The organism is Leifsonia sp. McL0627 (assembly GCF_058244615.1).
On the sequence record NZ_JBZCGM010000002.1, the window covers coordinates 226,672 to 247,316 of the forward strand.

A 20,645-nucleotide genomic window follows, 5' to 3' on the forward strand; every position below is an offset into this window, starting at 1 on the left:
GTTCTTCAATCCATCCCTGCCATCCGAAACCTGCGGCAACAGTAGGAGCCGGGGCGTCCGACGCCGCAACGCCCGGTTACCGTCGGGTGAACGGAGGGCGGCGCAGCGGGGTGGACGCGTGGCGGCGCAGCCTGTCCAGGATGCGCGAACCGCCGCCCACGAGGTGTGGACGGCGGTCGCGATGGAGCTGGTGGAGCTGGTGGAGCTGGTAGCTGGTCAGCGGGTCTGGACTACTTGACCTCGCACTGCGCGGCCTTGGTGACCTTGCAGATGTCGCGGATCTGGTCGTAGTACTTGTCGTCGACCGGGCTGAACGCGAAGAAGGTCGCCTTGAATCCGTCCGAGTCGGCGTTCTTGATGCCCGCCTTCTGGATGTCGGCGATCGTCACGGACGAGAGCTTGTCGCTGAGGTCCTTCTTGATCTCGTCAGGGAGGGTGTTCGAGAACACCATCGGCGCTCCGGGGACCATCGTCTTCGCGACGACCTTGAGCCCGGGCTGTGCGGCGACGGCGGAGTCCTCCGCGAAGCCTGCGTCGCACTCTGCGCCCTGCGAGACCTTAAGCGCGGAGGCGTCGTGCTTGCCTGCGAACACCGGCGTGATGTCTTTGGCCGGGTCGATGCCCGCCTTCATCAGGTTGTAGGTGGGGAACAGGTAGCCGGACGTGGAGCTCGGGTCGACGAAGCAGACCTTCTTGCCCTTGAAGTCGTCGATCGACGAGATCGAGGACTTCTCCGGCACGATCGCCTCGGAGTAGTAGCCCGGCTTCTGGCCTTCCTTGGTGATGATCGACGCGAACGGCGTGATCTTCGCGCCGCCGTTGGTGGCGGTGACGTAGGTGAATCCGGAGAAGCTGGCGACGTCGATCTGTCCGGCGATGGCGGCCTGGATGAGCGCCGTGTAGTCGCTCGACTCCCGGTACTCCACCTTCTTGCCGGTGATCTTGGCGATGTAGTCGGCGATCGGCTGGTAGTTCGACTGCGTGTTCACGGTGTCGGGGACGACGCCGAACACGAGGGTGCTCGAGTCCTTCGCGAAGGTCGCGGCGGACGCCCCGGCCGAAGCGCCGTCGGTCGAGCTGGCGTTGGCGGACCCTGTGCAGGCCGCGAGGCCGAGGGAGAGCACGAGTGCTGCGCCGACGGCGAGCGTCTTGGTGATGGACAGTTTCATCGAAGACCTTCCTGGTGGTGGTGCGATGTGACGGTGTGGTGTGGTGTCGCATGGCTGACGTGTCGGCGATGTGCGTGCACGCCGAACGACGCTGCTGTGTTTCGTTGGAAAGCTATGGGCGGGAGGCGACGCCAGCGGCAACCGCCGGTTACGGCTGGATGAACACGGAGCGGCCGTCCGTGGCGAACTTGTTGCAGTATCGTGACGACCGGTGCAATATTGCAGCATGACCGTCGATGACAACACGCGCGCGTTCGATCCGGGAATAGTCACGGACTTCCGGAAACGGATGTCCTACGCCTCGTACCTCGACCTCGAGACGCTGCTCAGCGCCCAGAAGCCGGTGAGCGTCCCTGAGCATCACGACGAGTTGCTGTTCATCATCCAGCACCAGACGACGGAGCTCTGGCTCAAGCTGGTGCTGCACGAACTGGAGTCCGCCCGCGACCTCCTGCGCGCCGACCAGCTGGCGCCGGCGCTCAAGCGGATCGCCCGCGTCAAGCACATTCAGCGGACCCTCACGGAGCAGTGGTCGGTGCTCGCGACCCTCACGCCGACCGAGTACGCCGAGTTCCGCGGCTTCCTCGGCAACTCGTCCGGATTCCAGTCGTATCAGTACCGGGCGGTCGAGTTCGTGCTCGGCAACAAGAACCGCAGGATGCTCAGCGTCTTCGAGGACGACCCCGTCGCGCACACGATGCTCGCCGGGCTTCTCGACGCCCCGAGCATCTACGACGAGTTCCTCCGCTACCTCGCGCGGGCCGGCTTTCCTGTGCCGACGGCGGTGCTCGACCGCGACGTGACAGAGGCATACGTGTTCACCCCGGAGCTCGTGCCCGTGTTCCGCGACATCTACGAGAACGCAGCGGACAACTGGGCCGAGTACGAGGCCTGCGAGGAGCTGGTCGACCTGGAAGACAACTTCCAGCTCTGGCGCTTCCGCCACCTCAAGACGGTGCAGCGCACCATCGGCATGAAGACGGGCACCGGCGGCTCGACCGGGGTCGGCTTCCTGCAGCGCGCCCTTGAACTCACCTTCTTCCCCGAGCTGTTCGCCGTGCGCACCGAGATCGGCACCCCGCGATGAGAATCGCCGTCGACGCCGTCTGGACGGGGACGGCCTTCCGTGGTCCTGTCGCCTACGACGTCGACGGCGACCTGCTCCGCGAGGCGACACAGGAGGATGGCGCCGCGCCGGAGGGCGGCACCTCACCGGACGGCGGCACCTCACCGGCGAGCGGCACCTCACCGGACGGCGGCACCATCCACCTCGGCGGCACCGTCATCCCGCACCTCACCGACCACCACACCCACCTCGGCCTCACCGACCAGCGGGAGCTGTTCGCCTCCGGCATCACCGACGCCGTCGACCTCGGCTGGATCCCCGAGGTCGCCTCGGCCTGGCTGGCGGGAGACCTCGATCGCCCGGCCGTCGCGATCGCGGGCGCTCTGCTCACCTCCATCGGCGGGTATCCGGTGAACTCCGGCTGGGCACCGCCCGGTGCGAGCGTGGAGCTGACGGGGCCGATGGATGCAAGGACTGCGGTTCGTGAACAGGTCATGCTGGGAGCCTCCCGTATCAAGGTCGCGCTGAACACCGACGCGGGGACAACGGTGGACAACTCGACGCTGACCGCGATTGTGGAGGAGGCCGGCGCATCCGGTGTCGTCGTCGTCGTCCACGCGCAGGGGGCTGGCCAGGTGGCGCGCGCGATCGCGGCCGGAGCAGACCAGCTGGCGCACGCGCCGTTCTCCGAACGGGTCGACGACGCCGACCTCCAGCGCGCCGCCGACGCCGGGATGACCTGGGTGTCGACCATCGACATCCACGGCTGGGGTGAACCGACCGCCGACTTCGCGGTGGCGCAGGACAACATCCGGCGCTTCGTCGCGCTGGGCGGACGGATGCTCTACGGAACCGACCTGGGCAACGGTCCGCTCGCTGTCGGGGTCAACCGGCGCGAGCTGGAGGCGCTCGCCGCGTGCGGGCTCGACGACGCAGCCCTGCTGGCGTCGATCGCGGGTCCACCCGGAGCGCTGGGAGCCATCGACACCTCCACCCTCGGACCCCGCTTCGCCTGGCTGCCCACCGCGCCTCCCGAACCGAACCCCTCCGTCCCCTCCCTTCTTCCTTCCTGGCTCGCCACCGCGCGCGGCCTGACCGTCGCAAAACTCCACCAGCACCAGCACCAGCACTCCGAGGAGCACGCATGACCGACGACCAGTTCTCCCCCGCCGACCTCCCCACCCCCTCGACGCCAGGCGACTTCGACGACCCGAGCGCGCTGCCGCACCCGCTCGCCACGGCTCGCGCTCTCGACGCGGCCGACCCACTCGCGGCGTACCGCAGCCGGTTCGCCGGGATCGACGACGACACCAGCGAGGTCGTGGCCTACCTCGACGGCAACTCGCTCGGTCGCCCGACCAGGGCGAGCATCGAGCGCATCAACCGGTTCCTGCTCGACGGCTGGGGCGGCCGGCTCATCCGCGGCTGGGACGAGGAGTGGCTCGAACTGCCGTTCACGATCGGCGACGCCATCGGGCGTTCCGTGATCGGCGCGGCGCCCGGCCAGACGTTCGTCGGCGATTCGACCACCGTCGTCCTCTACAAGCTGGCGCGTGCGGCAGTGGATGCGCAGCCCGGCCGCACCGAGATCGTCCTCGACACCGACAACTTCCCCACCGACCGCTACGTGCTCGACGGCATCGCCCGCGAGTGCGGCCTCACCCTCGTCTGGATCGAAGCGGACACCCACTCCGGTGTCACTCCGGAGCAGGTCGCCGCCGCCGTCGGCGAGCAGACGGCGCTCGTCGTCCTCAGCCAGGTCGCGTACCGCTCCGGCTTCCTCGCCGACGTCCCGGCGATCACCCGCATCGCCCACGACGCGGGTGCGCTCGTGCTCTGGGACCTCTGCCATTCCGCCGGCTCCGTCCCCGTCGAGCTCGACGCGTGGGGCGTCGATCTGGCTGCAGGATGCACGTACAAGTACCTGAACGGCGGGCCGGGTTCTCCCGCGTTCGGCTATGTGCGCGCCGAGCTGCAGGACAGCCTGGTTCAGCCCATCCAGGGTTGGATGGGGACCGCGGACATGTTCGCGATGGGGCCGGAGTATCGCCCCGCCCCGAGCATCCGGCGCTTCATCAGCGGCACCCCGGCGATCGTCGGGATGCTGGCCATGCAGGACACCATCGCGATGATCGCCGAGTGCGGCATCGACGCCGTGCGCGCCAAATCCGTGGCGCTCACCGAGTTCGCCATCGCGCTGTCCGACGAGTGGCTGGCACCGCTCGGCGTCACCGTCGTGAGCCCGAGGGACGCCGAACGGCGCGGAGGGCACGTGACGCTCGACCACCCGGCGATGCGCCAGGCGACCGCAGCCCTGTGGGAGCGCGACGTGATCCCCGACTACCGCGACCCGAACGGGCTGCGCCTCGGCCTCTCGCCGCTCAGCACGAGCTTCGAGGAAACGTACCGTGGCATCGTCGCCGTGCGGGACGTGCTCGGCGAACTCACGCATGACTGACCCGGCCCCCTCCGGGACAGCGCGCGAAGACCTGGAGGCGGGGACCGGCAGCTCCACGGCGCTGCTGCGCACCATCGTCGGCAGCGTGCTGCGCCCGATCGGCGGATGGATGAGCGCGTCCGGCGCCGTCGAACTGCTGGGCGCACTCGGCGTGCCCGCCAGCACCGCGCGGTCGAGCCTCGCCAGGCTCTGCGCGCGCGGCGTGCTGAGGCGGGAGACGCGCGGCGACGCCGCCGGCTACGCTCTCGACCCGGCAGCGCTGCCGATGCTGGAGCGCGGAGACGCCCGCATCTTCGCGACAGTGGGTGCGCACGGCGCGACAGTGGATGAACGGGGGGCCGCCGCCGACACCCCGGAAGCAGCCTGGTGCCTCGTCTCTTTCTCCGTCCCCGAGCACCAGCGGGCCCGGCGCCACCAACTCCGGCGGCGCCTCTCCGCGCTCGGCTGCGGAACGGTCGCCGATGGCCTCTGGATCGCCCCGGCACGACTCGAAGCAGAGCTGACCGAAACCATCGCCGATCTCGGGATGCGCGACCAGGCCGTGCTGTTCACGCACGCTGTCGCGCTCGGCGACCTCAGTGCCGCCCTGCCGCGGTGGTACGACCTCGCGCGCATCCGCGCGGCGTACGACGCGTTCCTGGCGCACCACGCGCATCCATCGGCTGGTGCCGACGAACAGGAGAGCGTGCACGCGGGCGCTGGCGAGACCGCTGATGAGAACGCTGACGTGAGGGCCGCGTTCGCCCGCTGGGTGCGCGCGCTCGACGAGTGGCGCGTCATCCCGTACCTCGACCCGGGTCTCCCGTCTGCCGCGCTTCCCGCCGACTGGCCCGGCGCCTCGGCAGCTGCCGCGTTCGCCGCGCTGACCACGCGGCTCGAACCGGTCGCCGTCGCGTACGCGTCTGCCGTCGCCGGCGGCGTTCCCGCCCGCGCGGATGAGCAGCTCGGGGCACGGTAGAATCGTCGCATCCCCCTGTGACCACGCGAGCGGAGTGAAGCGTTGCCAACGATCGTTGTAGAAGTCATGCCGAAAGCCGAGCTGCTCGACCCGCAGGGCAAGGCCGTCGCCGGTGCTCTCGCGCGCACGGGCAAAGGCCAGTTCGGCGTCCGGGTCGGCAAGCGGTTCGAGCTGACCGTCGACGGTCCGATCGACGACGCCACGCGCGCCGCGGTCGAGGAGATCGCGGGCGAGATCCTGTCGAACTCCGTGATCGAAGACGTGGTGGGCATCCACTACCCCGCCGAGGTCGACGCCTGATGCGCATCGGCGTCGTCACCTTCCCCGGCTCCCTCGACGACCGCGACGCCCTGCGCGCGATCCGTCTGGCCGGAGCAGAGCCGGTCGCCCTCTGGCACGGCGAGCACGACCTGCAGGGTGTCGACGCGCTGGTGCTGCCCGGCGGTTTCAGCTACGGCGACTACCTGCGCTGCGGCGCCATCGCCAGCCTCTCGCCGATCATGACCGAGGTGGTGGATGCGGCAGGCAAGGGCATGCCCGTGCTCGGCATCTGCAACGGCTTCCAGATGCTCGCCGAGGCGCACCTCGTCTCCGGCGGCCTGATCCGCAACGACCACGGCAACTTCATCCGTCGCGACCAGCACCTCACGGTCGAGAACGCTGACACCCCGTGGACCAACGGGTTCGAGGCCGGCCAGGAGATCGTCATCCCGTTGAAGAACGGTGAGGGCGGATTCATCGCCTCGGCGGAGGAACTCAAGCGGCTCGAAGGCGAAGGCCTCGTCGTGTTCCGCTACAAGGGCGTCAACCCGAACGGCTCACTCGACGACATCGCCGGTGTCCGCAACGAGCGCGGCAACGTGGTCGGCCTCATGCCGCACCCCGAGCACGCAGTCGAGCCCGGCTTCGGCCCGGACACGAACGCCGCCATGCGCTCCGGCATCGACGGCCTCACCTTCTTCACCTCCGTCATCCGCTCCACCCTCGTCGAGGCCTAGCCGCCGCTCGCGCCCCAAGCAATCGAGCCCAAGCTCGTTTCCAACTTTCGGTTGATTCGGGAACGCGGCGCGTAGGGGAGGCTGGAAGCATGAACCCTCGTGTGCTGTATCGGACGCTCGCGATCGCTGAGGCGATCACCTGGACGCTGCTGATCGGCGGGATGCTGCTCAAGTACGTGGCGCAGGTGGGCGACTGGCCGGTGCTGGTCGCCGGGTCCATCCACGGATTCGTGTTCATCAGCTACGCCGTCGCGGCGGTGCTCGTCGGCGTGAACCAGCGGTGGCGCATCCCGGTAATCGTGCTGGCCGTCGCGTCGGCGATCGTGCCGTACGCGACCATCCCGTTCGACCTCTGGGCCGACCGCACCGGCCGCCTCGACGGCAGCTGGCGCACCGCTGCCACCGACGACCCGCGCGATCACACGCCCATCGGCCGCCTGTTCCGGTGGATGCTCAACCACGTCCCCGTGCTCGCTGTCACCCTGGCGGTTCTCATCGTCGCGATCATGGCCACCCTCCTCACCATCGGCCCGCCGCGCCTCTCCTGACCCCGCGCCCGCCTCCTGATCATCGAGTCGGGAGTTATGCACGCGACACGCCGCTCCCAGGCGTGCATAAGTCCGGACTCGATGATCGGGGCTACCGGCCGCGAACGTCCAACTCGCTCGCCCCGACATACGCCTCGAGCCACTCGGTGACCGGGCGGGATGCACGCAGCGCTTCGACGACGTGCGTCGCTGCAGCGCTCGACGCGATCCACGGTGTTCCGGCCGGCCACTCCCTCCAGGTAGCGAGGCTCTTCCGGCGGAGCAGCTCGACGCGCGGGTGATCCTTGGGGTAGCCGCGCGGCGCGGTCTTGAGGGTCTCGCCGCTCGTCACCGCGATCCCGTGCTGCTCGACCTCGGCGATCGCATCCACCAGGGCCTGACCGCTGTCGTCGTCGGCAATGGCCTGACGGAAGCGGTCGAGCTGGTCTGGCGCCATCACGTGGTACCCGGCGGCCACGCCCAGCCCCGAGGCGGAGAACTGGACGTACCCTCGTTCGAGCACCGCGCCGATGTGCGTCTTGTACGGCGACTTGTCGGCGCTGAACCGCACATCCCGGTATGGCCGGAACACCTTGCTCTCGCCGAACTCCTCGGCCAGCTGGTCGAGGAGTTCATGCATCGGCGCGAGAACCTCGTCCTCGTAGACGCGCTTGTTCTCGGTCCAGTATGCCTTCGAGTTGTCGGCTTCGAGCCCGAGGTAGAAGTCGGCTGCGGCGCGCGACCACCCTGCGAATCCGGGCACCGTCAGCCCGCCTTCCGCGGCTGACGCGCTTTCGGTGCCTTCGGCGGCAGCGCGGACACCTGCTCCAGCGCGAGCCCAATCCACTCGGTCATCCGCTCCGGCTCATCCGCCCACGAGGCCGGGAACGCGATGTAGCCGCCCATCGGCCGCTCAACCGGCCCGAACACTCCCGTCCCCTCTATCGCCGCCAACTCGCGCTGCGAGCCGTCGTCGAGCAGCTTCACCCCGATGGATGCGCCGAACAGCCCCGCGAACATGTTCCCGTTGACGAACGCCCCGAGACTCCCGAACATCGGCTTGACCTCGACGCCGGGCGCATCCGGGATCACCGACCGGAACAGCGCCTTGGACTCGTCGCTCACCTTCGGCATCTGCATGATCCGTCCTTTCGACACGATCAGCATGACACCGGGAACGCCGGTTCCACGACCTTCGGAACCTGCGAAAGCCGTCACCAGGGACGCCGCCCGCTGCACCCCTCCACCCCCGGTAGACTGGTCGCATCCCCGCCACCGTCCCTCTTTGGAGTGCCAGCGTGACCGACACCACCACCACGCACGTCGTCGACACCGTCGAGAATGCGATCGCCACTCCGGAGCGCGAGCAGCCCTTTGCGGCGCTCGGCCTGAAGGAGGACGAGTACGCGAGCATCCGGGAGATCCTGGGGCGCCGCCCGACGAGCGGTGAGCTCGCCATGTACTCCGTCATGTGGTCGGAGCACTGCTCATACAAGTCGTCGAAGATGTACCTGCGGCAGTTCGGCCAGAAGGTCACGCCTGCCATGAAGAAGAACCTCATGGTCGGCATGGGCGAGAATGCCGGTGTCGTTGATGTCGGCGAAGGCTGGGCGGTGACCTTCAAGGTGGAGTCGCACAACCACCCGTCGTACATCGAGCCGTTCCAGGGTGCTGCGACCGGCGTGGGCGGCATCGTCCGCGACATCATCTCGATGGGCGCCCGTCCGGTCGCCGTGATGGATCAGCTGCGCTTCGGCGCCATCGACGACCCGGACACCGCGCGCGTCGTGCACGGCGTCGTCTCCGGCATCTCGTTCTACGGCAACTGCCTCGGGCTGCCGAACATCGGCGGCGAGACGTACTTCGACCCGGTATACCAGGGCAACCCCCTGGTGAACGCCCTCTCGGTCGGCGTCCTCCGCCACGAAGACCTGCACCTCGCCAACGCGTCCGGCCTCGGCAACAAGGTCGTCCTGTTCGGCGCCCGTACGGGCGGCGACGGCATCGGCGGCGCGAGCATCCTGGCGTCCGACACGTTCTCCGCCGGCGGCCCGACCAAGCGTCCGGCCGTACAGGTCGGCGACCCGTTCGCCGAGAAGGTGCTCATCGAGTGCTGCCTCGAACTGTTCCGGGACAAGCTGGTCGAGGGCATCCAGGATCTGGGTGCCGCCGGCATCTCCTGCGCGACGAGCGAGCTGGCGTCGAACGGCGACGGCGGCATGTTCATCGAGCTGGAGAAGGTCCTGTTGCGCGACCCGTCGCTCACCGCTGAGGAGATCCTCATGTCGGAGAGCCAGGAGCGCATGATGGCCGTCGTCAAGCCTGAGCTGCTGGATGCATTCCTCGCGGTCACCGCGAAGTGGGACGTCGAGACCAGCGTGCTGGGCGAGGTCACCGACACCGGCCGCCTGGTCATCAACTGGCACGGCGAGGAGATCGTCAACGTCGAGCCGCGCACCGTCGCGGTCGACGGCCCGGTCTACGAGCGCCCCGTCGCCTACCCGGCCTGGATCGACGCCCTTCAGGCGGACAGCGCCTCCCGCCTCGCCCGCCCGACCTCGGGCGACGAGCTGCGCGACCAGTTCCTCGCACTGCTCGGCAGCGCAAACCTGGCCGACAAGGGCTGGATCACCGACCAGTACGACTACTTCGTCGGCGGCAACACCGCGCTCGCCTTCCCGGACGACGCCGGAATGATCCGCGTCGACGAGGAGAGCGGCCTCGGCTTCGCCATCGCCACCGACGCGAACGGCCGCTACTGCCAGCTCGACCCGAAGCAGGGCGCCGTGCTCGCCCTGGCCGAGGCGTACCGCAACGTCGCAGCATCCGGTGCTGTGCCCGCCGCCGTCACCGACTGCCTCAACTTTGGCAGCCCGGAGAACCCCGAGGTCATGTGGCAGTTCTCGCAGGCCGTCGAGGGCCTGTCCGACGCCTGCCTCGAACTCGAGATCCCGGTCACCGGCGGCAACGTCTCGTTCTACAACCAGACCGGCAGCAACCCGATCTTCCCGACGCCCGTCGTCGGCGTGCTCGGCGTCATCGACGACGTGGCCCGTCGCATCCCGAGCGGCTGGCAGGACGAGGGCGACAACATCTACCTGCTCGGCGTCACCCGCGAGGAGCTCGACGGCTCCGCCTGGGCCGGCACCATCCACGGCCACCTCGGCGGCCTCCCGCCCACGGTCGACCTCGCCGGTGAGCGCAACCTGGCCGAGCTGCTGCACGCGGCGTCGCTGGAAAGCCTGGTCGCCTCGGCGCACGACCTGTCGGACGGCGGCCTGGCACAGGCCCTCGCCGAGTCGGTCATGCGCTTCGGCGTCGGCGCGCGCGTCTGGCTCAGCGAGATCATCGAGCGCGACGGCGTGGATGCGGCGACCGCCCTGTTCAGCGAGTCCACCGGCCGCGTGGTCGTGTCGGTCCCGCGCGAGGACGACGTGAAGTTCCGCGGACTCTGCGACGGCCGTGGCGTTCCCGCGCTGCGCATCGGCGTCACCGACGCCGAGGTCGGCGCGCAGCCGGTCCTCGAGGTGCAGGACCAGTTCACGGTCGGCCTGGAGGAGCTGCGCGGCACGCACCGTTCGACCCTCCCGGAGCATTTCGGCCCCGTCGTCGCGTAGCGGCGCACTGCGCACAGCGCTTCAGACGGCCACCGGGCATCGCCCGCGTGGCCGTCGCGCATTTACGCGGTCAGACCGCTACACCGCCGCCTTATCCACCAGATCCACCTGCCGCCGAGTGAACAGCCGCACCCGCTGCTGCGTCAGCAGGATGCCCGCCAGCACCACCAGCGCACCCACCGGCTCATTCCAGCTCAGCGTCTCCCCCAGTACCAGGATGCCGAGAGCCACCCCGACGACCGGCGTCACGTAGGTCACGCCTGAGGTGGCTGTCGGCCCCCACGCCCGCAGCACGTTCATGTTCCAGATGTAGACGACGCCCGTGCCGAGCGCGCCGAGCGCCAGCAGGCTGAGGAGCACCGGCCAGCTGAACGTGATCGGCCCCCAGGCGACGACCGGCGTGAGCACGAGCATGATCGCGGCGGCCACACCGATGTTCATCACGGCGATGGTCGTCGCCGGCATGGCCCTGTGGCTGATGAATTTGCGGATGTAGCCGAAGCTGAACCCGTAGCAGGTCACAGCGCCGAGGCACGCGAGCTGGCCCCAGACGCTCCCGGAGAGCGCGGCGATCTGCCACGGCCCGATCACGACCACCACGCCGAGCACGCCGATGGCCACCCCCAGGATCTGGTCGCGGTTCAGCTTCTCCACCCGGAACGCCGCGGTGACCAGGATGGCCGTGGTGATCGGGGTGACCGCGTTGTAGATGCTCGCGAGGCTCGACGACACGTACTGCTCCGCCCAGGCGAACAGCAGGTAGGGGATGACGCAGTATGTGAGCGCGACCACCAGGAAGTGCAGCCAGACGATCGGCTCGCGCGGCAGCCTGCTGCGGGTGATGATCGCGATGATCGCGAGCGTGACCGCGCCGAACACCAGCCGCGCCCAGACCACCTGCCCGAAGCTGACGCCTTCGAGCCCCACCTTCATGAACAGGAAGCTGGCGCCCCAGACGAGACCCATGGCGATGAACTGCAGTGCGACCTTCACGGTCCGACGCTACCGGTCGCCACCGACGTCCGCTCGCACGAATCGGACACAGCGCGAGACGCGCCCCTGCTCCTTCGCGCAGCCCGGCCGCGCATCCGGGGCCTGCCTGTGCCGACCGCCCTGTCTACTCTTGGTATGGTGGCCGTCGAAGGGGAGGCATACATGGACGTGGTGGCTGTACTGCAAGCGATCGGCATCTGGGTGTGCCTGATCCTGGCGCTCACCGGCCTCATCCCGGTCATCGCCGCGGCGGCGACGTTCATCGTCATTCCCTTCCACGCCTGGATCAACCACTACAGCAAGGCCAAGCCGTACCTTCCGCGGGTCGCCATCGTCGTGCCAGCGTGGAACGAGGGCGCAGTGATCGGCGCATCCATCGACCGGCTGATGAAGCTCGACTACCCGCGTGAGGCCCTGCGGATCTTCGTCGTCGACGACGCGAGCACCGACCAGACCCCGGACGTGGTGCGCGAGAAGGAGGCGCTCTACCCCGGCAACGTGGTGCTGCTGCGCCGCGACAAGGGCGGCGAGGGCAAGGCGCACACCCTCAACCACGGCATTCGCGAGATCCTCAAGGACGACTGGATGGAGGCGCTCCTCATCATGGACGCCGACGTCATCTACCTGCCAGACTCCCTGCGCCGGATGACCCGCCACTTCGCCGATCCGGACGTCGGCGCCGTGTCCGCGTACATCCGCGAGGGCAGCGCCGACCGCAACTACCTCACCAGGTTCATCGGCGTGGAGTACGTGCTCTCGCAGCCCGCCGCCCGCCGCGCCCAGAACGTGCTCGGCGCACAGGCGTGCCTCGCCGGTGGGGCGCAGCTGCACACCCGCGAGAACCTGCTCGCCATCGGCGGCCAGATCGACACGTCGTCGCTCGCCGAGGACACCATCACCACGTTCGAGACCCAGCTGAAGGGCCGCAAGGTCGTCTTCGAGCCGCACGCCCACGTGCTCGCCGAGGAGCCGCGGTCGGTCGACGCGCTGTGGAAGCAGCGCCTCCGCTGGGCGCGCGGCAACGTGACCGTGACCGCCCGCTACAAGAAGGTCTGGTTCCGCGCGAGCGGAACGCACAACCTCGGGGCGTGGACCTTCGGCATCGTCTGGTTCAGCCTGTGGTTGCTGCCGCTGATCATGATCGCGTCGTCGATCGGGCTGGCCGGGCTGCTGTTCCTGCAGTCCGAGTTCGCGACCAACGTGTTCAGGACGCTCTGGATCTCCACCGCACTCGCCTACCTGTTCATCCTCATCCTGGGCTCATTGACGGATGCCGCGACCAGCAAACGCGAACTGCCGCAGATCTTGCTGTTCCCCGGCATCGTCAACATCCTGGTGATGCTGACGGCGCTGTTCCCCACGCTGATGCTGGAATGGCTGCCCGGCCTTTTCGGCGTGACTCTGACCGAGACGACGCTGTTCTGGCTGACGCTCGCGATCTACATCTGGATCCCGTTCTCGATGGTCGTCGCCTGGCTCGCACGCAAGGCAGACCGGACGCGCGCCGGCGGCTGGCTGTCGCCTGCACTCATCTACCTGGCCGGATACGGGTCGCTGCTGTGCGCGATCACGTTCGACTCCTACCTGAAAGAGCTGGCCCACGCGGAGGCGCGCTGGGACAAGACGGAGAAGGTCGGCCGGGTCGCGACCAGCTGAGGGGCGCCGCCCGGCGCGCCTGCTATTCGACGATCGTCACCTTGACGGGGATGTTCCCGCGGGTCGCGTTCGAGTACGGGCAGACCTGGTGCGCTCGCTCGGCCAGCAGGTCGGCCTGCTCACGCCCGACACGCGGGATGTAGACGTCCAGTTCGACCGCCAGCGCGAACCCGCCGTCGCCGTTCGAGCCGATGCCGACGCTCGACGAGACCGCCGCGTCGCTGGTGTCGAGCTTCTCTGTGCGCCCGACGGCGTGGATTGCGCTGAGGAAGCAGGCTGCGAACCCCGCGGCGAACAACTGCTCCGGGTTGGTGCCCTCACCCGATCCGCCCAGCTCCTTCGGCGGCCGGGTGTCGAAGTCGAGCAGGTCGTCCTCGCTGCGGACGTGTCCGTCCCGTCCTCCACCAGTGGCGTGCGCGATTGCGGTGTAAGCGATATCCATGCCTTCAGCACACAGCAGCGCTCTGAACGGGCGCTGGGAGGGTGCGGGTGGGGGTGGGTGTATGGGTGGCTAGGCGACGTTCTGCGATGACATGTTGGAGTATCACGCCGCGCGTGCGGCCGTTCATGCGTCCAATGGCTGGAGCGCTCGCTACGCTGCCCAGATGCGAATCGGTGTCTACGTCGACGGCTACAACCTGTACTACGGGGGCCGGAAGCACTGCGGGAGAGGCGCGTCCGGCTGGCGCTGGCTGGACATCAGGGCACTGGCCGAGGCTCTCGTAGAGGAACAGTCCGGCTGGAGCAACGGCCGGCTGGAGCGCGTCGTCTACTGCACCGCCCGAATCGACGGACGGACCAACCCGCTCGGGCAAGCCGAGCAGGACGTATACCTGAAAGCATTGGTTGCCACGACGAGCGTCGACCACATCGAGTACGGCAACTACGTGTCCAGGGTCAAGCAGTCCGTTCTCGCAACCCGAGACAAAAAGGGGCGACCTGTCGTGTCGACGCCCGACTGGCCAGTCATGATCCAGGACTCGAACGGCACGAAAGTCACGGACGCGCGATTCATGGTGTCGTATCTCCACAACGAGGAGAAGGGCAGCGACGTCAACGTCGCGACACACCTCCTTGCCGACGTCCTCATCGGGCGGGTGGACGCTGCAATCGTCATCACGAACGACAGCGATCTTCGGCTGCCGGTTCAGATGGCGCGCCAGCAAATCCCCGTCGGGCTCGTGAACCCAGGCTCAGGTTTCCTGGCGGGTGCACTGCGTGCGAATGCCAACGACGGCGTCGGGAATCACTGGTTCCGCCAGCTTGAGCCAACGCATTTCACAGCCAATCAGCTCGCCAACCCAGCAGGAAGCTTCACCCGGCCCGCGGCTTGGTAACCCGGCTACGCATGCTGTAGAATCTAACCATTACTCACCCGGTCCCTCGTGGGCCGGGTTTTTTCGTGCCCGAAAGCGCTAGGACTCCACCACGAACCGCTGTCCTGTGTACTCCTCCAGCAGCTCCCACACCCGCGCGCCGACCTTCGCGTCCCGCGACGTCCGCGTCGCGACCGCCTTCGCCGGCACACCTTTCGTCACCCAGCGCGGCCCCAGGTAGTCGCCGCCGCGCACGTCCGGGTCGAGCGCCGCGCGCACCGGGTTCCACGCGCCGTGGTCTTTGCCTTGCGTCCACGCCGCCTGCAGGTTGTCGGCGAACCGTTTCGCCTTCGACGGCTGGTTCACGCCGCGGATGCCCGGGGTGCGCCCCGAGGTCGAGTACCCGGGATGCACGACCACGCTCGCGATGTCTTTGCCCGCGGCGCGCAGTCGCCTGTCGAGCTCGAACCCGAACACCTGCGCTGCGATCTTCGACTGCGCGTACGCGTTCCACGAGTTGTACGACCCGTCGAGTTGCAGGTCGTCCACCGGAAAGCGGGCGAGCAGTGTCGCCAACGAGCCGAGCGTCACGACCCGGGCGCCCGGCGTGCGCTCAAGGACGGGGAGGGCGAGCGCCGTCAGCTGGAAGTGCCCGAGGACGTTCGTGGACAGCACGAGCTCGTTGCCCCGCGCATCCACTGCCCTGTCGGCTGGTGGGTGCACGATGCCTGCGTTCAGGATGAGCACGTCGAGGTGCTCCCGCGAGCGCAGCCCCGCTGCCGCCTCGGCCACCGAGCCGGCGTCGGAGACGTCGAGCGGCGTGGCCTCGACGCTCGCTCCCGGCACACGGCGACGGATCGCGGAGACCGCCGCCTCCGCCCGTTCCGGGCTGCGGCAGGCGAGCACGACGTGCGCTCCGGCCGCCGCGAGTTGTTCGGAGGCGAAGTAGCCGACGCCCGCGTTGGCGCCGGTGACCATGACTGTCTTGCCGTGCGCGTCCGGCACGGCGGTCGGGTCCCAGGTCACCTGGCGCTCTCGGTGGCGATCCGTTCGTGGTGGTGGATGACCTCGGCGACGATGAAGTTGAGGAACTTCTCCGCGAACGCCGGGTCGAGGTGGCTCTCCTCCGCGAGGGCTCGCAGGCGCTGGATCTGCTCGCGTTCGCGCTCGGGGTCGGCCGCTGGCAGTCCGTGCTCGGCTTTCAGCGCGCCGACCTGTTGCGTGAACTTGAAGCGTTCGGCGAGCATGTGCACCACCGCCGCGTCGATGTTGTCGATGCTCTGCCGGATGCTGTGCAGCCGCTCGAGCGCTGCGGCTGCGTCCTCGTTCTGACCCATGCTCCGACCCTATCCGACCGGGCTGCGCACCCCACCCATCCGTCTCACAGCGACGGCGACGGGTCGGCCAGCACCCTGGTCAGCACCGGTCGCGTCGCGCGCAGGCTCAGCCACACGAGCAGGATGCCCGCGGCCAGGCATCCCGCGATCATCAGCAGGCTCGCCGGGGCGACCAGCAGGGTGATGCCGGTCAGCGGGAAGATCACGACGGCCGCGATCACCGCCGAGCCGATCGTCGTGATGCGCAGCGGGGAGAGCACAGCACGGGAGCGGGCGGCGTTCATCGTCTCCACGGGCATCCCGAGCCTGTCGAGGCTGACGTAGACGGCTCGGCGGTCGAGGACCGACGACGCCTGGTTGACGCCGACCGAGCACGCGACCATCAGGAACGACGCCACCACCGTGATGACGACGCCGGTGCGGATGTCGGCGAACAGCTGCAGGGCCTCTGCGTCCTTCCGACCGCCGTCCGCCGCACCGAGGAGGGCGACGCCGACACCCGCGAACACCGCCATGAAGCTCGTCATCGCCACACCGGACACCTGTCGCCACGCGGCCTTCGGCGACTCCAGGATGCTGCGGGCGGCCAGGAGTTTGGTGGCGGTCGTCGCCCGCTTCGCCTGTCCGGAGGCGACCAGTCTGATCACCCACGGGCCCACGAGGTTGAGCACGGCGACCGTTCCGCCGAACCCGACGGCCAGGACCGTCAACAGAATCCCGAAACCGGCGGCGAGCTGCAGGGCGGACATGGCGGCGAAAGTCACCGCGACGACGGCCACGCCGATCACCACACGCACCCAGTGCATCCGGGGCGCGGTCTGGCGGGTGCGGACGCCGAGCGGCGAGAGGATGACGCCTCGGAGCCCCACCACCGCGCTCACGGCGGCGAGCGCCCCGACCGCGACGACGACGAGCACGACGAGCAGTGGATGCAGGAAAACGGCGGACCCGAGGGGAGCCCCGCGGAACGGGATGAGACCGACCAGGGGCACGGCGGCGAGCGAGAGGACGACGCCCGCGACCGCGCCGATCAGGGCGAGGACGGTCGACTCGATGACCGTCAGCGCCGCGACCGTTGCCGGGGTGGCTCCGAGCAGGCGAAGGCTCGCCAGCCTGTCATCCCTGCGCCGGGCGGACAGCCTGGCAGCCGAACCGCCGAGCGCCACGAGCGGAACCACGAGCAGGGCGAGGGCGACGACAGCGAGCAGCTGGTACAGGAACGCCGTCTCGCCCGTCCAGGAGAAGAACGCCTGCGCACCTCCCGCCACGATCACGAGCAGTGCCGTGACAACGGCGAACGCGACGATGGGCAGCACGACGGTTCCCCGGTCGGCCGCGCCGCGACGGCCGAGCAGCCAGGCCAGGCGGAGCGTCGTCATCGGGTGACCGCCTCGTCGACGATGCGGCCATCCGCCAGTCGCAGGACGCGCGAGCAGCGTGCGGCGACCTCCTCGTCGTGGGTGACGACGACGAGGGAGCGGCCGCGGCCGGTCGTCGACCCGATCAGCGCATCCATCACCTCGACGGAGGTGTGCGAGTCGAGCGCGCCGGTCGGTTCGTCGGCGAAGACGATGGATGCGCCGGTCACCTGGGCGCGCGCGATCGCGACCCGCTGCGCCTGGCCTCCGGACAACTGACCGATGCGGCGCGCCTCGTAGCCGGCGAGGCCGAGGGAGGCGAGCCAGCCCGCGGCGTTCTGCTCGGCGACAGGGCGGGTCACTCCGGCGAGCATCAGCGGAAGGGCGACGTTCTCGATCGCGGTCAGCTCCGGCAGTAGGAAGCCCTGCTGGAAGACGAAGCCGAACGACTCGCGCCGCAGCCGGGAGCGGTCCTTCTCGCCGAGCGCGGTGACATCGAGCGGTCCGCGCTGAGTTGCGAGGGTCACGCTGCCGGTGTCCGGTCGCACGATCCCGGCGAGCACATGCAGGAGTGTCGTCTTGCCAGAGCCGGACGCCCCCATGATCGCGACCGATTCCCCGGCCTCGAGCCGGAAGTCGACCCCGGCGAGCGCGACGGCCGAACCGTACTGTTTGGTGAGCCCGATGGCCGCAAGGGCGGGATGCTGAGCGCTTGGGAGGGAAGTCATGTATCCATCGTCTTCGCGGGGCACCGCCCGCACATCGGTCGACAGCCTCATTGTGGGCAGCCGTGCGTCATCCTCGGGATGGAGCCGGGTCTCTCGCACACGGGGCTTGCGCATCCCTTCATCGAGTCGTATTCTCTATGCATAGATCATCTACCCCTAGACAGAAAGGCACGATCATGTGGAGCACCGAACACACCGAAGAGACCACGCTCACCCGCGACGCCGTCTGGGCCGCCCTGCGCGACTTGCACACGGGAGACCTCACCTACGAGGGCGCTGACACCTTCGAGCTCGACGGCCCGTTCGCCGTCGGAACCGAACTCACCATCACGCCGGTCGGCCAGAACCCGTTCCGCTCGACCATCGTCGACCTGATCGACGGCGAGACCTACGCCGACCGCACCGACTTCGGCGACCTCACCCTCACCTTCCGGCACACCCTCGTCGACACCCCGACCGGCACCAGCGTCACGCACCGCCTCGACATCACCGGCCCGAGCGCCGACGAGGTCGGCCCTGAACTCGGCCCGCAGATCAGCGACGACTTCCCCGAGTCCATGGCCGCCCTGTTCGACCAGGCCGCGCGGCGAGCATGACGGCCTTCCCCGAAGGCCCCACCGCAAGCCCCGGCTTCCTGCTCTGGCACGCCACCCTCCGGTGGCAGCGCGCGATGGCGGAGGCGCTCACCCCGCTCGACCTGACCCACGCGCAGTTCGTGATCCTCGCATCCACCTGGTGGCTGAACGGCACCGGTGAACGGCCGAACCAGGCGAGACTGTCCGAGTTCACCGGGTCGGATGCGCGAATGACCTCCGAGGTCGTCCGTCGCCTGATCGCGAAAGGGCTCCTCGACCGGGAGCAGGACCCGGCGGACTCGCGCGCGAAAGTGCTGCGCGCCACGGAGGCCGGGCGCACGCTGGCGGCCGCCGCCATCGAAGCGGTCGAGTCGGCGGACACCGAGTTCTTCACCCCGGCGGCCGCAACAGCTCCAGATGCGCTGCTCCCCCTGCTGCACGCGCTCAGCGGGCGCTGAGAGGTCGCCCACCCCGCTCGCACAACGACGAAGCCGCCCGCCCCCGGAGGGACGAGCGGCTTCGGACGTTGCACCCAGCCTCAGTCGACCAGGTCGTGCCGCACCACGATCTCGTCGCGCGCCGGGCCGACGCCGATCGCCGAGATCCGCGCGCCGGACAGCCTTTCGAGCGCGATCACGTAGTCCTGCGCGTTCTTCGGCAGATCGTCGAAGCTGCGCGCTCCGCTGATGTCCTCGGTCCAGCCGGGGAACTCCTCGTAGATCGGGAGGGCGTGGTGGAAGTCGCTCTGCGACGCGGGGACCTCGTCGTGGCGCACACCGTCGACGTCGTAGGCGACGCAGACCGGGATGCGCTCGATTCCGGTGAGCGTGTCCAGCTTGGTGAGCACGAAGTCGGTGACGCCGTTGATGCGCGCGGTGTAACGGGCCACAGGGGCGTCGTACCAGCCCGTGCGGCGCGGACGGCCGGTGGTCGTGCCGAACTCGAAGCCGCGCTCGCGGAGGAACTCGCCCCACTCGTCGAACAGCTCGGTCGGGAACGGACCGGCGCCGACGCGGGTCGTGTACGCCTTGACGATCGCGATCACCCGGTCGATACGGTTCGGGCCGATGCCGGAGCCGGTCGCCGCGCCGCCCGCTGTGGAGTTGGAGGAGGTGACGAACGGGTACGTGCCGTGGTCGACATCCAGCATCGTCGCCTGACCGCCCTCGAACAGGACGTACTTACCGGCCTCAAGCGCCTGGTGCAGCAGCAGTGAGCTGTCGACGACCATCGGGCGCAGGCGATCGGCGTAGCTGAGCAGCTGCTCGACGACCTCGTCGACCGAGATCGCGCGGCGGTTGTAGATCTTGACCAGCAGGTGGTTCTTCTGGTCGAGGGCTCCCTCGACCTTCTGGCGCAGGATGTTCTCGTCGAACAGATCCTGGATGCGGATGCCAACTCGGTTGATCTTGTCCGCATACGTCGGGCCGATGCCGCGACCGGTGGTGCCGATCTGGCGCTTGCCGAGGAAGCGCTCGGTGACCTTGTCGATGGTGCGGTGGTACGAGGTGATGACGTGCGCGTTGGAGCTCACCTTGAGCCGGGAGACGTCGACGCCGCGGGCGATCAGGCCGTCCAACTCCTCGAAGAGCACCTCGATGTCGACGACGACGCCGTTCGAGATGACGGGCGTGACGCCCTCGGTGAGGATTCCGGACGGGAGCAGGTGCAGAGCGTACTTCTCGTTGCCGACCACGACCGTGTGACCGGCGTTGTTGCCGCCGTTGAACTTCACGACGTAGTCGATGCGGCTGCCGAGGAGGTCGGTCGCTTTGCCTTTGCCTTCGTCGCCCCACTGGGCGCCGATGATCACGATCGCGGGCACTTTTCGGTCCTCTCGATGGGATGAGCGCGCCGGCGTCTCTCGGGTCGACCGTCGCACTCGATCC

Annotated in this window: 22 protein-coding genes; 12 read left to right on the forward strand and 10 right to left on the reverse strand. The window is 68.8% G+C overall.

All coding sequences use genetic code 11. From position 1 onward, the window contains the following. Positions 1 to 230 precede the first annotated feature (230 nt). Positions 231 to 1,169: a phosphate/phosphite/phosphonate ABC transporter substrate-binding protein gene (locus AC37TH_RS01490; RefSeq protein ID WP_490762582.1), complete on the reverse strand. Its 939-nt coding sequence runs from the start codon at positions 1,167 to 1,169 to the stop codon at positions 231 to 233. Between the two features lie 226 nt (positions 1,170 to 1,395). Here AC37TH_RS01490 and kynA point away from each other — a divergent pair, with 226 nt between their 5' ends. The 7 genes from kynA to AC37TH_RS01525 all read left to right on the forward strand — a co-directional run bounded on the left by kynA (position 1,396) and on the right by AC37TH_RS01525 (position 7,197). Then, entirely contained in the window at positions 1,396 to 2,256 is an 861-nt protein-coding gene (gene kynA / locus AC37TH_RS01495) for a tryptophan 2,3-dioxygenase (protein ID WP_490762583.1), read from the forward strand. Then, positions 2,253 to 3,383, forward strand: a complete 1,131-nt coding sequence (locus AC37TH_RS01500) for an amidohydrolase family protein (protein WP_490762584.1) — start codon at positions 2,253 to 2,255, stop codon at positions 3,381 to 3,383. Before kynA ends, AC37TH_RS01500 begins: the two co-directional genes overlap by 4 nt. Continuing rightward, complete coding sequence (locus AC37TH_RS01505) at positions 3,380 to 4,693, forward strand: kynureninase (RefSeq protein WP_490762585.1); 1,314 nt, start codon at positions 3,380 to 3,382, stop codon at positions 4,691 to 4,693. Before AC37TH_RS01500 ends, AC37TH_RS01505 begins: the two co-directional genes overlap by 4 nt. Beyond that, the gene (locus AC37TH_RS01510) at positions 4,686 to 5,651 is read left to right on the forward strand and encodes a PaaX family transcriptional regulator (RefSeq protein WP_490762586.1); all 966 of its coding nucleotides are present in this window, start codon (positions 4,686 to 4,688) and stop codon (positions 5,649 to 5,651) included. Before AC37TH_RS01505 ends, AC37TH_RS01510 begins: the two co-directional genes overlap by 8 nt. Positions 5,652 to 5,693: 42 nt before the next feature. Beyond that, positions 5,694 to 5,951: a phosphoribosylformylglycinamidine synthase subunit PurS gene (locus AC37TH_RS01515; protein ID WP_490762587.1), complete on the forward strand. Its 258-nt coding sequence runs from the start codon at positions 5,694 to 5,696 to the stop codon at positions 5,949 to 5,951. Further along, positions 5,951 to 6,649, forward strand: a complete 699-nt coding sequence (gene purQ, locus AC37TH_RS01520; RefSeq protein ID WP_490762588.1) for a phosphoribosylformylglycinamidine synthase subunit PurQ — start codon at positions 5,951 to 5,953, stop codon at positions 6,647 to 6,649. The genes AC37TH_RS01515 and purQ overlap by 1 nt, the downstream gene beginning before the upstream one ends. Positions 6,650 to 6,738: 89 nt before the next feature. Next, positions 6,739 to 7,197, forward strand: coding sequence for a DUF3817 domain-containing protein (locus tag AC37TH_RS01525; RefSeq protein ID WP_490762589.1), 459 nt, complete (start codon positions 6,739 to 6,741; stop codon positions 7,195 to 7,197). Positions 7,198 to 7,288: 91 nt separating this feature from the next. Here AC37TH_RS01525 and AC37TH_RS01530 read toward each other — a convergent pair whose 3' ends face one another. Both AC37TH_RS01530 and AC37TH_RS01535 read right to left on the reverse strand, forming a co-directional pair. Then, entirely contained in the window at positions 7,289 to 7,939 is a 651-nt protein-coding gene (locus AC37TH_RS01530) for a DUF2461 domain-containing protein (RefSeq protein ID WP_490762590.1), read from the reverse strand. A 2-nt stretch (positions 7,940 to 7,941) separates the two neighbouring features. Beyond that, positions 7,942 to 8,316 carry a TfoX/Sxy family protein gene (locus tag AC37TH_RS01535; RefSeq protein WP_490762591.1) on the reverse strand — a complete coding sequence of 125 codons (375 nt, stop codon included), beginning with the start codon at positions 8,314 to 8,316 and terminating at the stop codon, positions 7,942 to 7,944. A 158-nt stretch (positions 8,317 to 8,474) separates the two neighbouring features. Between AC37TH_RS01535 and purL the strand changes: the two genes are divergently transcribed. Continuing rightward, complete coding sequence (purL, locus tag AC37TH_RS01540; RefSeq protein ID WP_490762592.1) at positions 8,475 to 10,793, forward strand: phosphoribosylformylglycinamidine synthase subunit PurL; 2,319 nt, start codon at positions 8,475 to 8,477, stop codon at positions 10,791 to 10,793. Between the two features lie 78 nt (positions 10,794 to 10,871). Here purL and AC37TH_RS01545 read toward each other — a convergent pair whose 3' ends face one another. Further along, positions 10,872 to 11,786 carry a DMT family transporter gene (locus tag AC37TH_RS01545; RefSeq protein WP_490762593.1) on the reverse strand — a complete coding sequence of 305 codons (915 nt, stop codon included), beginning with the start codon at positions 11,784 to 11,786 and terminating at the stop codon, positions 10,872 to 10,874. Between the two features lie 135 nt (positions 11,787 to 11,921). Between AC37TH_RS01545 and AC37TH_RS01550 the strand changes: the two genes are divergently transcribed. After that, positions 11,922 to 13,442, forward strand: a complete 1,521-nt coding sequence (locus AC37TH_RS01550; protein WP_490762594.1) for a glycosyltransferase family 2 protein — start codon at positions 11,922 to 11,924, stop codon at positions 13,440 to 13,442. 22 nt (positions 13,443 to 13,464) lie between these two features. On the opposite strand, the gene AC37TH_RS01555 is transcribed toward AC37TH_RS01550, so the two are convergent. Then, the gene (locus AC37TH_RS01555; RefSeq protein WP_490762595.1) at positions 13,465 to 13,884 is read right to left on the reverse strand and encodes an organic hydroperoxide resistance protein; all 420 of its coding nucleotides are present in this window, start codon (positions 13,882 to 13,884) and stop codon (positions 13,465 to 13,467) included. Between the two features lie 163 nt (positions 13,885 to 14,047). On the opposite strand from AC37TH_RS01555, the gene AC37TH_RS01560 reads away from it, so the two are divergent. Beyond that, the gene (locus AC37TH_RS01560) at positions 14,048 to 14,779 is read left to right on the forward strand and encodes an NYN domain-containing protein (RefSeq protein ID WP_490762596.1); all 732 of its coding nucleotides are present in this window, start codon (positions 14,048 to 14,050) and stop codon (positions 14,777 to 14,779) included. 78 nt (positions 14,780 to 14,857) lie between these two features. Here the strand turns inward: AC37TH_RS01560 and AC37TH_RS01565 are convergent, their stop codons facing one another. Genes AC37TH_RS01565 through AC37TH_RS01580 form a run of 4 tightly spaced genes read right to left on the reverse strand, consistent with a single transcriptional unit; the run spans position 14,858 to position 18,181 of the window. After that, positions 14,858 to 15,784 carry an SDR family NAD(P)-dependent oxidoreductase gene (locus AC37TH_RS01565; protein ID WP_490762597.1) on the reverse strand — a complete coding sequence of 309 codons (927 nt, stop codon included), beginning with the start codon at positions 15,782 to 15,784 and terminating at the stop codon, positions 14,858 to 14,860. Further along, positions 15,781 to 16,095, reverse strand: a complete 315-nt coding sequence (locus tag AC37TH_RS01570; RefSeq protein ID WP_490762598.1) for a chorismate mutase — start codon at positions 16,093 to 16,095, stop codon at positions 15,781 to 15,783. Before AC37TH_RS01570 ends, AC37TH_RS01565 begins: the two co-directional genes overlap by 4 nt. A 44-nt stretch (positions 16,096 to 16,139) precedes the next feature. After that, entirely contained in the window at positions 16,140 to 17,474 is a 1,335-nt protein-coding gene (locus tag AC37TH_RS01575; RefSeq protein WP_490762599.1) for an FtsX-like permease family protein, read from the reverse strand. Next, positions 17,471 to 18,181 carry an ABC transporter ATP-binding protein gene (locus AC37TH_RS01580; protein WP_490762600.1) on the reverse strand — a complete coding sequence of 237 codons (711 nt, stop codon included), beginning with the start codon at positions 18,179 to 18,181 and terminating at the stop codon, positions 17,471 to 17,473. The genes AC37TH_RS01575 and AC37TH_RS01580 overlap by 4 nt, the downstream gene beginning before the upstream one ends. A gap of 176 nt (positions 18,182 to 18,357) precedes the next feature. On the opposite strand from AC37TH_RS01580, the gene AC37TH_RS01585 reads away from it, so the two are divergent. Both AC37TH_RS01585 and AC37TH_RS01590 read left to right on the forward strand, forming a co-directional pair. Beyond that, positions 18,358 to 18,777, forward strand: a complete 420-nt coding sequence (locus AC37TH_RS01585) for an SRPBCC family protein (RefSeq protein WP_490762601.1) — start codon at positions 18,358 to 18,360, stop codon at positions 18,775 to 18,777. Further along, a complete protein-coding gene (locus AC37TH_RS01590) occupies positions 18,774 to 19,214 on the forward strand; it encodes a MarR family winged helix-turn-helix transcriptional regulator (protein WP_490762602.1) in 441 nt (146 codons plus the stop codon). The genes AC37TH_RS01585 and AC37TH_RS01590 overlap by 4 nt, the downstream gene beginning before the upstream one ends. An 80-nt stretch (positions 19,215 to 19,294) precedes the next feature. On the opposite strand, the gene AC37TH_RS01595 is transcribed toward AC37TH_RS01590, so the two are convergent. Beyond that, positions 19,295 to 20,581 carry an adenylosuccinate synthase gene (locus AC37TH_RS01595; protein WP_490762603.1) on the reverse strand — a complete coding sequence of 429 codons (1,287 nt, stop codon included), beginning with the start codon at positions 20,579 to 20,581 and terminating at the stop codon, positions 19,295 to 19,297. Positions 20,582 to 20,645: the final 64 nt, after the last annotated feature.

What these genes read in the sequence shown, in the direction of transcription:
- AC37TH_RS01490 (WP_490762582.1), bottom strand. Translation starts at nt 1,169, where the DNA reads ATGAAACTGTCCATCACCAAGACGCTCGCCGTCGGCGCAGCACTCGTG.
- kynA (WP_490762583.1), top strand. Translation starts at nt 1,396, where the DNA reads ATGACCGTCGATGACAACACGCGCGCGTTCGATCCGGGAATAGTCACG.
- purQ (WP_490762588.1), top strand. Translation starts at nt 5,951, where the DNA reads ATGCGCATCGGCGTCGTCACCTTCCCCGGCTCCCTCGACGACCGCGAC.
- AC37TH_RS01505 (WP_490762585.1), top strand. Translation starts at nt 3,380, where the DNA reads ATGACCGACGACCAGTTCTCCCCCGCCGACCTCCCCACCCCCTCGACG.
- AC37TH_RS01500 (WP_490762584.1), top strand. Translation starts at nt 2,253, where the DNA reads ATGAGAATCGCCGTCGACGCCGTCTGGACGGGGACGGCCTTCCGTGGT.
- AC37TH_RS01570 (WP_490762598.1), bottom strand. Translation starts at nt 16,095, where the DNA reads ATGGGTCAGAACGAGGACGCAGCCGCAGCGCTCGAGCGGCTGCACAGC.
- AC37TH_RS01535 (WP_490762591.1), bottom strand. Translation starts at nt 8,316, where the DNA reads ATGCAGATGCCGAAGGTGAGCGACGAGTCCAAGGCGCTGTTCCGGTCG.
- AC37TH_RS01510 (WP_490762586.1), top strand. Translation starts at nt 4,686, where the DNA reads ATGACTGACCCGGCCCCCTCCGGGACAGCGCGCGAAGACCTGGAGGCG.
- AC37TH_RS01525 (WP_490762589.1), top strand. Translation starts at nt 6,739, where the DNA reads ATGAACCCTCGTGTGCTGTATCGGACGCTCGCGATCGCTGAGGCGATC.
- AC37TH_RS01560 (WP_490762596.1), top strand. Translation starts at nt 14,048, where the DNA reads ATGCGAATCGGTGTCTACGTCGACGGCTACAACCTGTACTACGGGGGC.
- AC37TH_RS01585 (WP_490762601.1), top strand. Translation starts at nt 18,358, where the DNA reads ATGTGGAGCACCGAACACACCGAAGAGACCACGCTCACCCGCGACGCC.
- AC37TH_RS01550 (WP_490762594.1), top strand. Translation starts at nt 11,922, where the DNA reads ATGGTGGCCGTCGAAGGGGAGGCATACATGGACGTGGTGGCTGTACTG.
- AC37TH_RS01580 (WP_490762600.1), bottom strand. Translation starts at nt 18,181, where the DNA reads ATGACTTCCCTCCCAAGCGCTCAGCATCCCGCCCTTGCGGCCATCGGG.
- AC37TH_RS01555 (WP_490762595.1), bottom strand. Translation starts at nt 13,884, where the DNA reads ATGGATATCGCTTACACCGCAATCGCGCACGCCACTGGTGGAGGACGG.
- AC37TH_RS01590 (WP_490762602.1), top strand. Translation starts at nt 18,774, where the DNA reads ATGACGGCCTTCCCCGAAGGCCCCACCGCAAGCCCCGGCTTCCTGCTC.
- AC37TH_RS01575 (WP_490762599.1), bottom strand. Translation starts at nt 17,474, where the DNA reads ATGACGACGCTCCGCCTGGCCTGGCTGCTCGGCCGTCGCGGCGCGGCC.